The following is a 13,533-nucleotide window of genomic DNA, read 5'->3' as shown; positions in this document are numbered from 1 at the left end:
CCTGGTGTCATGGGTGACCCGCGCGAGCCTCCTGGGGGCACGCCCGAGGGTGGTTCCAACGATGACGAGTTCCGGTCCGTCGTCTTCGACGAATCGTTCGTGCGGGCTGCCCGGATCCAGGAGCTGTCCGCCAAGGAACGGCTGGCGGGAGCCTTCGGCCGGGCCACCCGGCCGCGCGGCCTGGGCTGGTTCACCCTGCCCCGCCAGGCCGTCGCGCTGCTGCTGCTGGTCGCGCTGGCGTTCGCCGCGGCCGTGTACTTCGGGGTCAGCTCCCCGCGCGGGCAGGTCGCCCCGCCCAGCGGTGCCCAGCTGACCATCAGCCTGACCCCGCTCGCCCCCGCCGGGACGGTCACCGGGGTCGCCGACCCGGCGAACCCGTTCGCCGGACTCCCGGCCGGCTACGCCGACGGCCCCGCCGGCCTCGGCGTGCCCACCGCCGCCGCCACCGCCCACTTCACCGGCTCCGACGTGCAGCGCGCCCTGGCCTCCGTCCAGCACTACCTGGTGGTCTCCGAACTGACCCCCGCCACCGTGACCGCCAACGAGACCCGCGGGCTCCGCGACCTGCTCACCTCCGGCGAGCTCGCCCAGTACGACGACAGCGTGAACACCCCGCGCGACGACCAGCACCACTCCGCCACCGGCTGGATGGTGCGCTTCGACCCCGGGCAGGTCGCGCTCGCCACCGACACCGTGAAGGTCCGCGGCAGCATCCAGATCGCCGAACTCGACAGCGGCACCCTGGAGGTCACCGCCGACCACACCCTGGTCTACGCGCTGCGCCCGGCCGGCACCACCAGTGACCCCTCGGTCAGCCTCTACACGGTGCGGCGGGCGGTGCACTTCGAACTCGACCGCGCCGACCTGGACACCGGCCGGCTGCGGGTGGTCGACGCCGCCGTGCAGGCCGGGCCCACCAGCTGCGGGGTCGTGCAGAGCGCCTACCTGCAGCCGGTGCTGGCCACCGCGGCGGGCGTCCGCCCGAGCAGCCCGCCCGCCGTCGACCCGGGCGACCACAGCCGCCCGGCCTGGCAGTCCTGCGGGGTGCTCGGGCCGATAACCGGCTGATCACTCCTGGCCGCCGCCGCTGCCGTTGGTGCTCCCGTTGCTGCTTCCGTTGCTGCCCCCGTTGGTGCGGCCGGCACCCGTGAAGGTTTCGCGGAGCTTTCCGCCGACCGTGCCGACGCCGTTGCCCAGGTCGCGCAGCAGGCCCATCAGCGGGTCCTTGCTGTCCTTCATCGACTGCGAGTACGAGTCGGCGGCGGCCTTCCACTGCGCGCCGACCGAGGTGTCCGGGTCGTCCGTGCGGCGCGGGTACGCCCCCGCCATGATCGAGCGGTACTCCTCGCTCTCCGCCCACTTCTTCAGCTGCGCCACCCGCACCACCGCGAACGGGTGGGTCTGCGGCAGCACCTGAAGCAGCTTCAGCACGCTGTCGCGCAGGTCGCCGGCCTTGTCGTACTCGGCGGCCTGCTCCAGGAACGCGTCCACGTTCATCTCGGCCATGTGCGCGCCGCCGGCCAGCTTCATCAGCGCCCGCATCGACGCCTGCAGATTCTGGCCCGCCAGCAGACCGGCCCGGTCGCTGGACAGCTCCGCCTTGCGGAACCACTCCTTGAGCGCGGTGATCACCGCGGTGATCGCCAGGTTGCCCAGCGGCAGCCAGCCGATCCGGGCCGCCAGGTTGGTCAGGATCAGCAGCATCGTCTGGTAGACGGCGTGCCCCGACATCGCGTGACCGACCTCGTGGCCGATCACCGCGCGCAGCTCCTCCTCGTCCATCAGCTCGACCAGCCCCGTGGTCACCACGATCACCGGGGTGTCCATGCCGATGCAGTACGCGTTGACCTTCGGGTCCTGGGTGACGTACAGGTCCGGGACCTTGTCGAGGTCCAGCACGTACGCGGCGTCCCGCACCATGTCGTACAGCTCAGGGAACTGACGCTCCGACGTCTTGACCGCCGTCGCCAGGAACAGCAGCCGCACGCTGCGCTCGGAGACCAGGCCGGCCAGCTTCTTCAGGATGTCGTCGAAGCCGCTCAGCTTGCGCAGCGCCACCAGGCCGGAGCGGTCCGCCGGGTGCTCCCAGGCGCGGGTGGAGATCTCCGGGAACCGCTGGCGGCGACGGCTCGGCGCAGAACCCTTGGTCATGTCGGTCATTGAGTACCTCTCCTGGATCGACGCCGGCACCGGCACGTTCGGCCGGCCCCCGCTGCTTCCACTTCAACGTCGCTGTGCGCGTACTCGTCCCCACGGCTCGTCCCCGCGGCCACGCTACGCCGTCCGGGCCGCCGTTCCGAGTGCCCGGGGGTGCCGGGCAGGGGCGGCGGTAAACGGGTCTACTCTGGCTGTGCCGTACCGAACAAGGAGCCCGTGATGTCCCCTGCCGACCTGGTCCAGCTCGCCGGACCGATCTCCAACGAGAACGGCCCCGGCCTGTTCCTGCGGTTCATCCTGATCGGCTCCTTCGTCGGCGTCGCCCTGCTGGTGTGGGCGCTGGCCCGGGCCGGCCGCGACGGTGCCAAGCGCGACGCCGCGCGGGCCGCGGTGCGGGAGGCCGAGCGCGAGCAGGAGCAGGCGGGCGCGGAACGCGGCTGACCCGCCACCGCGCGGTTCGCCCTTGGCTGTTGGGCCGCGGGAGGGCTCACAGGTGGTCAGACGCGGTGGGCCGCCGCGCGGTTGCGAGTCTGGCCCCCGTACGATGAGCGCGCGGGCCGCACGGTCCGTGACCGCCTGGTCCTCACACCGAGCCGAGAAGGTCCCGCCGATCATGAGCGCTTCCGCCCTGCCCGCCCTCGCCCGCCTCGCCGAGGAGGGTGGTAACCACGACAGCCTCAACCCCTACCTGACCGGCGGTTCGGCGCTGTTCATCCTGCTGCTGATGCTGTTCATCACCACCCGCTTCAACCGCGACCGCTGACCCTCCGCGGGTCTTCCGCGGGCCTTCCGCGGCTGTTCGGTGGCGCTTCCGCGGGGGTTCTCCGTGGGGTTCTCCGCGAGGGGTTCCGCGGGGGTTTCCGTGGGCACTCGGTGGGCCGTTCGCCGATCGTCCGCGGGTCGGCCGCGGGTCGTTCGCGGGCTGTCCGTTGATCGTCCGCGTCGCCGACGTGTGCCGCCGTGTGCCGCCGCCCCCGGGGCGGTCGGCACCGGATGGAGTGTGCGCGGTCCGTGAACGGGCGGAATCGCCGGTACATCCGGGTCGCGTAAGGTGTGGCGCCATGAGAGAGCAGGTCGAGACCTCCGGGACGGAGACGGCGCCGGGCACGGTCGCGCCGAGCACCCCGGCGGCGGGCGCCGCGCCGCGCAGGCGACGGCTCGGAGTGATGGGTGGCACCTTCGACCCCATCCACCACGGGCACCTGGTCGCCGCCAGCGAGGTGGCCAGCGCGTTCCACCTGGACGAGGTGATCTTCGTCCCCACCGGCCAGCCCTGGCAGAAGTCCGACCGGCAGGTCTCGCCGGCCGAGGACCGCTACCTGATGACGGTGATCGCCACCGCCGAGAACCCGCAGTTCTCGGTCAGCCGGATCGACGTCGACCGCCAGGGCCCCACCTACACGGTGGACACCCTGCGCGAGCTGCACTCGCTGCACCCCGACGCCGAACTCTTCTTCATCACCGGTGCCGACGCGCTCGCCCAGATCATCTCCTGGCGCTCCTCCGAGGAACTCTTCGGCCTCGCGCACTTCATCGGCTGCACCCGGCCGGGCCATACTCTCTCCGACACCGGCCTGCCGGTCGGCGGCGTCTCGCTGGTCGAGGTGCCCGCCCTCGCGATCTCCTCCACCGACTGCCGGGTGCGCGTCGCCAAGGGCGAACCCATCTGGTACCTGGTGCCGGACGGCGTGGTCCGATACATCCACAAGCGGGCGCTGTACGCGTCGGCCCGCCCTTGATCCCCGGGAGGGACGGCGTGACCGGAACGTCCGACGACGACCGCTGGTACGGCCGGCGGCCCCAGCAGCCCCAGCCGCCGTACCCGCAGCAGCCCGGCTACCACCCCCAGCAGGGGTACGAGCAGCAGCCGTACGGACAGCAGCCCCACGAGCAGCAGCCCTACGAGACGGACGGCTACGACGGCGGCCAGGGCTACGACGGCGGCCAGGGCTACGACGCGCAGGGCTACGAGCAGCCCGGGTACGAGCAGCCGGGCGGGTACGGGCAGCAGCAGGGTCATGCGCGGCAGCCGCACGAACAGTACGAGCAGTACGACCCGTACGGCCGGCAGCAGGGGCACGGCCAGCAGCAGTACGGTGAGCAGCAGTACGGTCAGCAGGCCTCCGGCTACCCGCAGGACCCGTACGGCGGGGGGCAGCAGGCCGCGCCGGGGTATCCGGCCCGCGGGTACGAGCACGGCCGGTACGAGCAGCAGGGTTACGACCAGGGCGGCTACCAGCAGCCGGGCTACGAGCAGTCCGGGTACCAGCAGCAGGCGTTCGAACAGCCGGGCCAGGAACGGCAGTTCGACGGCCGGCCCGCTGCGGACCCGTACGGGCAGCAGGCCCAGGACCCGTACTACACGCAGCAGCAGCCTGCGCAGGGGCTCTACCAGCAGCAGGCGCAGCCGGTCAGCCCGGTCGCCCCGCCGACCGCTGCGCCGAGCGCTCCGCCCATGGCCGCGTCGACCGCTGCGGTGATTCCGCCCCGGCCGCGCCCGGGGGCCGCCGCACCCGCGAGCGGTTCGGCAGGCGGTTCGGCAGCCGGTTCGGCGACCGAGGAGCCGTCCGAGCAGGTGGGTGGGCGGGCGGCGGCGGCCCGGGCGAGGGCCAAGGGCGGCGACTCCTACACCACCGGCGAGTTCAGCTTCGTCGACGAGGAGACCGAGCAGTCCGAGGACGCCATCGACTGGCTGAAGTTCGCCGAGTCGCGCAGCGAGGTGCGGGCCGAGCGCCGGCGGCGACTGCGGAACCGGCTGATCGCGCTGCTGGTCGTACTGGCGGTGCTGGCCTCCGGCGCCGTGGGCTACCTGTGGTGGACCGGCAAGCTGGGCGGCGACGGGGACGCCACGGCCGCGGCCGGCGGGCGCTTCGTCAACGTGGTGCACCTGCGTGACCCGCAGGGCAAGGTCACCACCGCGCTGCTGGTCGACGACCGGGGCGGGCAGAAGGCGACCGTGCTGCTGCTGCCCGACACCCTTCAGCTGCCCAGCAACGGCGACTCCGCCACCACCACCCTCGGCCAGTCGCTGGACGCGATCGGCGCCTCCGCCACCCGCGAAGGGCTCTCCTCGGTGCTCGGCGCACCGGTGGCCGGCACCTGGCGGCTGGACACCCCCTACCTGCTGCTGCTGGTCTCCCAGCTGGGCGGGATCAAGGTGGACACCAACGCGGAGGTGCACGCGGACAACAAGCCGGACGGCAAGCTGCTCGCTCCCGCGGGCAAGGACGTCCTGCTGAGCGGGCAGGCCGCGGTCGCCTACTCCACCCTGCAGGCTCCCGGCGAGAACCGGGGCGCCCAGCTCGCCCGCTTCGGGCAGGTGATGGCAGCGGTGATCAAGACCATGCCGACCACGCTGGCGGACGCCACCGACGACGTGCACCGGATGAACTCGGTCGCCGACCCGTCGCTGCCGGAGAGCGCGCTGGCCGGTGTGCTGGTCAACCTCGCCGAGCAGGCGAAGGCCGGGCACCTGAACACGGCGGTGCTCACCACCAAGGCCGACGGCACCCTGGACGACGCCGCCGCCGGCAAGCAGGTGAAGGACATCCTGGGCGGCACCGTCACCAGCGCCAAGGGCACCGGCGGCTCCACCCGGGTCACCCTGGTCAACGCCTCCGGGAACGACACCTCGGCGACCGCGGCGCAGGCCGCGGTGGTCGGCGCGGGCATGGACGCGCTGCCGTCGACAGCCAAGGCGCCCGACCAGGCGACCTCCGAGATCCGGTACACCGACGAGGCCAAGAAGCCGGCCGCGCTCACCCTGGCGACCAGCCTGGGGCTGCCGGACTCCGCGGTGAAGAAGGTCACGGACACGCAGAACGCGGACCTGGTTCTGGTGATCGGCAAGGACTACCAGCCGACGCAGAAGACGCAGTAGCCACCTGCCGAAGGTGCTGTCGGGGCCCCCGGGCGGAAAACGCTCGGGGGCCCCTGCGCGTTCGTGAGATCCTGGAGGGGTATCCCCACAGCCGATCCGGAAGAGCATCGTGACCGTCACCGACCGAAGCCAGGAACTGATCACCGTCGCCGCGCAGGCGGCGGCCGACAAGCTGGCGCACGACATCATCGCCTTCGACGTCAGCGAGGTGCTGTCGATCACCGACGCCTTCGTGATCGCCTCGGCGGCCAACGACCGCCAGGTCCGCGCGATCGCCGAGGAGATCGAGGACCAGCTGCGCGAGCAGCTCGACGCCAAGCCGGTGCGCCGCGAGGGCGAGCGCGAGGGCCGCTGGATCCTCCTCGACTACCTGGACATCGTGGTGCACGTCCAGCACTCCGAGGAGCGCTCCTTCTACTCGCTCGACCGGCTGTGGAAGGACTGCCCCGAACTGCCGCTCCCCAAGGACGCGCTGGCGACCAGCAACCGGCCGGAGAACGCGGTGACCGACGCCGCGGGCAACGCCGTCTCCGGCGGCGACCTCTGAGCCGCGCCGCGGCCGGACCGCGTCTCGTCCTGTGGCGGCACGGCCAGACCTCCTGGAACCTCGAATCGCGGTTCCAGGGGACCACTGACATCGACCTCACCGACCAGGGCATCTTCCAGGCCCAGCGAGCGGCCCGGCTGCTCGCCGGGCTCCGGCCGGACCTGCTGGTCTCCTCCGACCTGATGCGGGCCCGGCGCACGGCCGCCGAGCTCGCGTCGCTCACCGGCCTGGAGGTGCACCACCACGAGGGCCTGCGGGAGACCTACGCGGGGGAGTGGCAGGGGCTGACCAACGCCGAGATCCGGGCCCGCTACCCGGAGCAGTACGAGGCGTGGGCGAACGGCGAGCCGGTCCGACGCGGCGGCGGCGAGTTGGCCACCGAGGTGGCCGACCGGGCCGTCCCGGTGGTGCTGGACGCGTGGGACAAGCTGCCCGAGAACGGCACCCTGGTGGTGGTCAGCCACGGCGGCACGATCCGCACCATGATCGGCCGACTGCTGGGCATGGAGCCGCAGTTGTGGGAGCGCTTCGGCGGGCTCTCCAACTGCTGCTGGTCGGTGCTCGGCCAGGGCGTGCGTGGCTGGCGGCTGCTCGAGCACAACGCCGGGACGCTGCCGCAGCCGGTCATCGGCGACGAGACCTGACGGCGGCCCGACCCGGATTTCACAGTTCCGGCTCTGACCAGCTAGAGTCTTCCTCGTTCGCAGCGAGGAACGCAGACGGGAAACCGGGGGCGAGAGTCGCGGAACTGCGGGGCTATAGCTCAGTTGGTAGAGCGATTGCATGGCATGCAATAGGTCAGGAGTTCGATTCTCCTTAGCTCCACTCCGCACCGGTGGTCCGTGAGTGGTCGTCAGTGTCGCGGGGCTATAGCTCAGTTGGTAGAGCGATTGCATGGCATGCAATAGGTCAGGAGTTCGATTCTCCTTAGCTCCACAGCAGTTCCGCGAGGCCGTCACCCGATGAAGGGTGACGGCCTTCGGTGTCTCTGCCGACCGGTGCCGAGACGGGCTCGCCGTCCTGAGGGCGGGCCCGCCGGCGGCCCGGGCGGTGGGCTCGCGGGCCGCCGCGGGCGGCCCGGAATCGATTAGGGCCTGGACGGGCGACCGTGTACAGTTGGCGATGTCGCCGAGGGAAACCGCAGGTGGCAGGCACAACAGCATGGGGCTATAGCTCAGTTGGTAGAGCGATTGCATGGCATGCAATAGGTCAGGAGTTCGATTCTCCTTAGCTCCACAGCAGTTCGAAGGCCGTCCCGCGAGGGGCGGCCTTCGGCCGTTCACCGCACTTCCCTGCCGGGCGGGGCGCGCGGCCGCTACGGTCGTGGCATGGCCGACCTGGTGCGAAAACGGAACGACGAGCTCGCCCGGATACTCCACCAGCTCGGCTGGAGTCCGGAGCGGCTGGCCCGCGAGGTGAACGCGGTGCTGCCGCCTGGGATGGCGATCAGCTCGACGGCGCCGTACAAGTGGCGCGACCGGGGCATGGTGCCGCGTTCGCCGCACGACCAGACCGTCTGCGAGGTGCTGGGCCGCAGCGTCGGCATCGCCGTCACCTACGAGCAGCTGTGGGGGCAGATGGGCTCCCACCGCGGCGCCAAGATGCTCTCGCCCCGGCTGCTGACCGACCCGTGGACCGCCGACACCGCGCAGACCGCGCTGCACGAGGCCGGCGCGGACGCCGCACCCGTACGCCTCACCGACCTGTTCCGCGGGGACGAGCTGGAGCAGGCGGCCCGGCACTGGGCCTCCCCGCCGCCGCCGGTCACCGGCGGCGAGGGTGCGCTGCGGATCGCTCCGGAGCAGCTGGCCGACCTGCGGCTCTCCTACGACTCCAAGCAGCGGCTGGAACGAGCGTACGGCGGCGGCCTGATCCTCGACCTGGCGAAGGCCGAACTCGCCATGGTGGGAAAGCTGTTGGAGCTCGGAAGCTACGACGAGCCGCTCGGCCGGGAGCTGTACGGGGCAGCCAGCAGGCTGGCCCGGCTGGTCGGCTGGGCCAACTACGACATGGGCAACGACGCCGCCGCGCAGCGGGCCTTCGTCGCCGCCCTGCGGGCCGCGCACGTCTCCGGCGACCCGCGGCTCGGCGTCGGCGTGGTCGGCTGCCTCGCCGTCCAGGCGACGTACAACTCCGGTGGGCGGGGGCTGGACCCGGTGGCGATGCTCTCCACCGCGCTGCGCGCCGCGACCGACGTGCTGACGCCCCGTGAGCAGGCGCTCCAGCTCGGGCGGATCGCCCGGGCGCACGGCCGCAAGGGCGAGCAGATCAGCGCGGAGGCGGTCGCCGACCGGGCGTTCCGGGTGCTGGAGGGCGTCCCGGGGCACGCCCAGGAGCGGGCCGACCTGGAGGGCATGATCGGCGAGGGTTACCTGCTGCTCGGCGAACACCAGCAGGCCCGCAGCCTGCTGCTCCGCGCGATCGACGCGCTCAGCGCGGAACGCGCGCGCGCCAAGGCGCTGTTGATGGTGCGCCTGGCCGACTCCTACCGCCGCACCGGAGAGCGCAAGGAGGCCGAACACACCGCTGACCTGGCGCGGCAGCTGGCGGCCGGCATGCAGTCCGCGCGGGTGGCGCGGGCGCTGCGCGACTTCGACACCGCGATGCGGGCGGAGGCGTAGCAGCAGCCGGGCGAGGGCGCGGAGGGCGGCTGCCCGGCAGCGCGCCGGGGAGGGACCGAGCTGAGGGCGCAGCGGACTGACACGCGGACGCGGGGGGCCCACGCGCGGACGCGAAAGCGGGTTGAAGGGGTGCGGTACCCTGAGCCCATGCGAACCGTGCGCCTGCTTCTTAGCCGGCCGCGCTGACAAGGACCGGCCGGAGTGCCGGAGTCGGCGTGGCGTCCCCTCCTGCGGAGGGGCTTTCTGCTTTCTACGGCCTGTTCGCTGACTGATGACGATGGAGCCCGAAGGACCATGAGCGAGACGACCCCCGCTTCCGGCGCGGCCGAAGCCGCCACCGAGCCTTTCCGCTACGGCGCCGCGCTGGCCGCCGAGATCGAGTCCCGCTGGCAGGAGCTGTGGGAGAAGGAGGGGACGTTCAACGCCCCCAACCCGACCGGCCCGCTGGCCGACGGATCGGCCGTCGCCGCGAAGCCCCACAGCTTCATCATGGACATGTTCCCGTACCCGTCGGGCGCGGGCCTGCACGTCGGCCACCCGCTGGGGTACATCGCCACCGACGTGTACGCCCGCTACCAGCGGATGAACGGCCACAACGTCCTGCACACCCTGGGCTACGACGCGTTCGGCCTGCCCGCCGAGCAGTACGCCGTGCAGCACGGCGTGCACCCGCGGGTGTCCACCGAGGACAACATCGCCAACATGCGCCGCCAGCTGCGCCGGCTGGGCCTGGGCCACGACTCGCGCCGCTCGATCTCCACGATCGACCCCGAGTACTACCGCTGGACCCAGTGGATCTTCCTGCAGATCTTCAACTCCTGGTACGACGAGGCCGCCGGCCAGGCCCGCCCGATCGCCGAGCTGATCGCCCGGTTCGAGTCCGGCGAGCGCGAGGTGCCGGGCGGTCGCGCCTGGGCCGAGCTGTCCGGCGTCGAGCGCGACGAGGTGCTGGGCGAGTACCGGCTGGCCTACTCCAAGGAGGTGCCGGTCAACTGGTGCCCCGGGCTGGGCACCGTGCTGGCCAACGAGGAGGTCACCGCGGACGGCCGCTCCGAGCGCGGCAACTTCCCGGTGTTCAAGTCGAACCTGCGCCAGTGGATGATGCGCATCACCGCCTACGCGGACCGCCTGATCAGCGACCTGGACCTGCTGGACTGGCCCGAGGCGATCAAGCTGCAGCAGCGCAACTGGATCGGCCGCTCCGAGGGCGCCCGGGTCGACTTCGCAGTCGACGGGGACACCGTCACCGTCTTCACCACCCGCCCCGACACCCTGTTCGGCGCCACCTACATGGTGCTGGCCCCCGAGCACGCCCTGGTGGACGCCATCGTCCCCGCCGCGTGGCCGGCCGGCACCCGTGACGAGTGGACCGGTGGCGCGGCGAACCCGGCCGACGCCGTTGCCGCCTACCGGGCTGCGGCCGCCGCCAAGTCCGACGTGGAGCGCCAGGCCGACGCCAAGGTGAAGACCGGCGTCTTCACCGGCGCCTACGCGACCAACCCGGTCAGCGGCGAGCAGATCCCGGTCTTCATCGCCGACTACGTGCTGATGGGCTACGGCACCGGCGCGATCATGGCCGTCCCGGCGCACGACAGCCGCGACTTCGCCTTCGCGCAGGCCTTCAACCTGCCGATGCGCTGCGTGGTCCGGCCGACCGACGGCCGTGGCGAGGACCCGCACGGCTGGGACGACGCCTTCGACACCTACGACTCGGTGCTGGTCAACTCCGAGCGCGAGGGCATCTCGCTGAACGGCCTGTCCGTGGTCGACGCCAAGGCCCGGGTCACCGACTGGCTGGCCGAGCAGGGCATCGGCGAAGGCACCGTCAACTTCCGTCTGCGCGACTGGCTGTTCAGCCGCCAGCGGTACTGGGGCGAGCCGTTCCCGATCGTCTACGACGAGACCGGCGCGATGCACGCCCTGCCCGAGTCGATGCTGCCGGTCGAGGTCCCGGAGGTGGACGACTACTCGCCGCACACCTACGACCCGGACGACGCCGCGTCCTCGCCGAAGACGCCGCTGTCCCGCAACGAGGCGTGGGTCAACGTCGAGCTGGACCTGGGCGACGGTCTGAAGCCCTACCGCCGCGAGACCAACACCATGCCCAACTGGGCCGGTTCGTGCTGGTACGAGCTGCGCTACGTCGACCCGGTCAACTCCACCTCGGTGGTCGACCCGGCCAACGAGGCCTACTGGATGGGCCCGACGGCCGAGAAGCCGGCCGGTGGCGTCGACCTGTACGTCGGCGGCGCCGAGCACGCAGTGCTGCACCTGCTGTACGCCCGCTTCTGGCACAAGGTGCTGCACGACCTGGGCCACGTGTCCTCGGTCGAGCCGTTCCACAAGCTGTTCAACCAGGGCATGATCACCGCCGACGTGTACCGCGACGCCCGTGGCTTCCCGGTGCCCGCGGCGGAGGTCGAGGAGCGCGACGGCCAGTACTTCTGGGACGGCGAGCCGGTCCGCCGCGAGGCGGGCAAGATGGGCAAGTCGCTGAAGAACGCGGTCGCGCCCGACGAGATCGCCGACGAGTACGGCGCGGACACGCTGCGCCTGTACGAGATGGCGATGGGCCCGCTGGACGTGTCCCGTCCCTGGGACACCCGCGCCGTGGTCGGCTCCTACCGCTTCCTGCAGCGGCTGTGGCGCAACATCGTCTCCGAGGTCACCGGCGAGCTGGTGGTGACCGAGGAGGAGCCGGACGAGGCCACGCTGCGTGCGCTGCACAAGGCGATCGACGGCATTCGCGGCGACATGGCCGGCATGCGGTTCAACACCGCCGTGGCCAAGGCCATCGAGCTGAACAACTTCCTGGTGAAGCGCGGCTCCACGCCGCGGTCGGTCGCCGAGCGGATCGTGCTGCTGATCGCCCCGCTGGCACCGCACATCGCCGAGGAGCTGTGGCGGCGCCTGGGCCACGAGCAGTCGCTGGCCTTCGCGGACTACCCGGTGGCCGACCCGGCGTACGTGGTCGACGAGACCGTGACCTGCGTCGTCCAGATCAAGGGCAAGGTCAAGGCCCGCCTGGAGGTCTCGCCGTCCATCTCGGACGCCGAGCTGGAGACGCTGGCGCTGGCCGACCCCGCCGTGGTCGCCGCCATCGGCGGCGCGACGGTGCGCAAGGTCATCGCCCGCGCGCCGAAACTGGTGAACATCGTCACCGGCTGACGACACGTCAGCCGGGCCGGGCCGGTCGCCCCCATTGCGGGGTGGCCGGCCCGTCGCCTTTCTCGTGAACGGGCGGAGGGCATTCCGGACGGTGGTGAACAAGGTGGCTCCGATCCTCGGATTGGTCGTCGACCGAGCGCGGGGGAGACGGTCCGACGCTCGAACCGTCGTAGTGGCCCCCGGGCGATCGCGTGCGGGTTATCCCTGAGCCGCCCCTGATCTCCGGCGGAAGAGGCGTCCACGGCCTGCTGCCCGAGGCCGTACCGGGCTACGGTGGAGACCCGGCGGACAGAGCGGACCGCGTCGGGCGGTCCCGGGCCGGTCACGGGCGGAAGGTGGGCTCCCGATGGAAGCGCTCGGTGTCGTGGTTGCGCTGGTCGCGTTGTTCGGGGTGGCGCTGTTGGTGATGGCCGTGGTCGGAACGGTCAAGGCGGCGAAGGCGGTGGCCGCCAAGGTGGAGCGGCACAGCGCCACCGCCCAGCGGGCGGTGGAGAACGCCACCCTGAAGGCGAAGAGCATCGCCAAGCCCGGCGACCAGGGCCGGATCGCCGCGCTCCGGCTGTCGCTGCGCACCGGCCTGGACTCCACCCGCCAGGTCCTGCAGGCCGGCCTCCCGCAGGACGGTCAGCTCGGCGACGCCCTGCAACTGCTGGCCCGCCTCGACTCTCACGCAGCCGAACTCGACGCCGAACTGCGCCTGATCGAGCGTGAGCCCCACAACAGCCGGGTCGCCGCCAAGCTCCCCGAACTGCGTGAGCGCACCGAGCGGATCACCCACGCCGCCGACTCCCTGCGATGGGCTGCCCAGGACCGTATGCGCCGCTTCGCCGACGACGAGCTCGCCCGCCTGAGCAAGGAGTGCCAGGACGAGGCCGGAGCCCTGCGGCACTGGACCCCGGCCGAGCCCGCCGCCGACCACGGTTTCGAGTCCGCCACCGGCCAGTCCGCGCAGAACTCCTCCGCGAGCGCGGAGGGCAGCCCCGACGGTCGAAAGGGTCTCGGCTCAGCACGCCAGAGCAGTGCCGACGAACTGCTCGGGCTGGCCGCCGAGCCGCTCTCCCGCCTCGCCGACCGTCTCCGCAAGCCGAACCCGGCGGGACCCAACCGCCCCTGACCCCGCGTCACGAGGTGGTCGCTGTCCGTGTGCAGAGGGGTTACCC

At 72.0% G+C, this 13,533-nt stretch carries 11 protein-coding genes and 3 tRNA genes; 13 read left to right on the top strand and 1 reads right to left on the bottom strand.

The features are described from left to right. Nucleotides 1-9 precede the first annotated feature (9 nt). The gene (locus BX266_RS11780; protein WP_143686911.1) at nt 10-1,068 is read left to right on the top strand and encodes a hypothetical protein; all 1,059 of its coding nucleotides are present in this window, start codon (nt 10-12) and stop codon (nt 1,066-1,068) included. On the opposite strand, the gene BX266_RS11775 is transcribed toward BX266_RS11780, so the two are convergent. Further along, the gene (locus BX266_RS11775) at nt 1,069-2,160 is read right to left on the bottom strand and encodes a M48 family metallopeptidase (RefSeq protein WP_099899160.1); all 1,092 of its coding nucleotides are present in this window, start codon (nt 2,158-2,160) and stop codon (nt 1,069-1,071) included. 216 nt (nt 2,161-2,376) lie between these two features. Between BX266_RS11775 and BX266_RS11770 the strand changes: the two genes are divergently transcribed. The 12 genes from BX266_RS11770 to BX266_RS11715 all read left to right on the top strand — a co-directional run bounded on the left by BX266_RS11770 (nt 2,377) and on the right by BX266_RS11715 (nt 13,487). After that, entirely contained in the window at nt 2,377-2,598 is a 222-nt protein-coding gene (locus BX266_RS11770; protein ID WP_099899159.1) for a hypothetical protein, read from the top strand. 172 nt (nt 2,599-2,770) lie between these two features. Further along, nucleotides 2,771-2,920 carry a hypothetical protein gene (locus tag BX266_RS38535; protein ID WP_180290462.1) on the top strand — a complete coding sequence of 50 codons (150 nt, stop codon included), beginning with the start codon at nt 2,771-2,773 and terminating at the stop codon, nt 2,918-2,920. A 298-nt stretch (nt 2,921-3,218) separates the two neighbouring features. Then, entirely contained in the window at nt 3,219-3,896 is a 678-nt protein-coding gene (nadD, locus tag BX266_RS11760) for a nicotinate-nucleotide adenylyltransferase (protein ID WP_099899155.1), read from the top strand. Between the two features lie 17 nt (nt 3,897-3,913). Next, nucleotides 3,914-6,037 (top strand): LytR C-terminal domain-containing protein, encoded by a 2,124-nt coding sequence (locus tag BX266_RS11755; RefSeq protein ID WP_099899153.1) that lies wholly within the window; start codon nt 3,914-3,916, stop codon nt 6,035-6,037. A gap of 109 nt (nt 6,038-6,146) precedes the next feature. Then, the gene (gene rsfS, locus BX266_RS11750; RefSeq protein WP_099899151.1) at nt 6,147-6,584 is read left to right on the top strand and encodes a ribosome silencing factor; all 438 of its coding nucleotides are present in this window, start codon (nt 6,147-6,149) and stop codon (nt 6,582-6,584) included. Then, entirely contained in the window at nt 6,581-7,228 is a 648-nt protein-coding gene (locus BX266_RS11745) for a histidine phosphatase family protein (RefSeq protein ID WP_099907718.1), read from the top strand. Before rsfS ends, BX266_RS11745 begins: the two co-directional genes overlap by 4 nt. 108 nt (nt 7,229-7,336) lie before the next feature. Beyond that, nucleotides 7,337-7,409: transfer RNA gene (locus BX266_RS11740), tRNA-Ala, on the top strand. Between the two features lie 38 nt (nt 7,410-7,447). After that, a tRNA-Ala gene (locus BX266_RS11735) sits at nt 7,448-7,520 on the top strand. 227 nt (nt 7,521-7,747) lie between these two features. After that, nucleotides 7,748-7,820: transfer RNA gene (locus tag BX266_RS11730), tRNA-Ala, on the top strand. 92 nt (nt 7,821-7,912) lie between these two features. Further along, the gene (locus BX266_RS11725; RefSeq protein WP_099899149.1) at nt 7,913-9,205 is read left to right on the top strand and encodes a hypothetical protein; all 1,293 of its coding nucleotides are present in this window, start codon (nt 7,913-7,915) and stop codon (nt 9,203-9,205) included. A gap of 294 nt (nt 9,206-9,499) precedes the next feature. After that, the gene (gene leuS, locus BX266_RS11720) at nt 9,500-12,373 is read left to right on the top strand and encodes a leucine--tRNA ligase (protein WP_099899147.1); all 2,874 of its coding nucleotides are present in this window, start codon (nt 9,500-9,502) and stop codon (nt 12,371-12,373) included. Between the two features lie 346 nt (nt 12,374-12,719). Then, nucleotides 12,720-13,487, top strand: a complete 768-nt coding sequence (locus BX266_RS11715; RefSeq protein ID WP_099899145.1) for a hypothetical protein — start codon at nt 12,720-12,722, stop codon at nt 13,485-13,487. The last annotated feature ends 46 nt before the right edge of the window (nt 13,488-13,533 follow it).

This window comes from Streptomyces sp. TLI_171 (assembly GCF_003610255.1).
Lineage (GTDB): Bacteria > Actinomycetota > Actinomycetes > Streptomycetales > Streptomycetaceae > Kitasatospora.
This window is presented reverse-complemented; position numbering and strand designations above follow the sequence as displayed.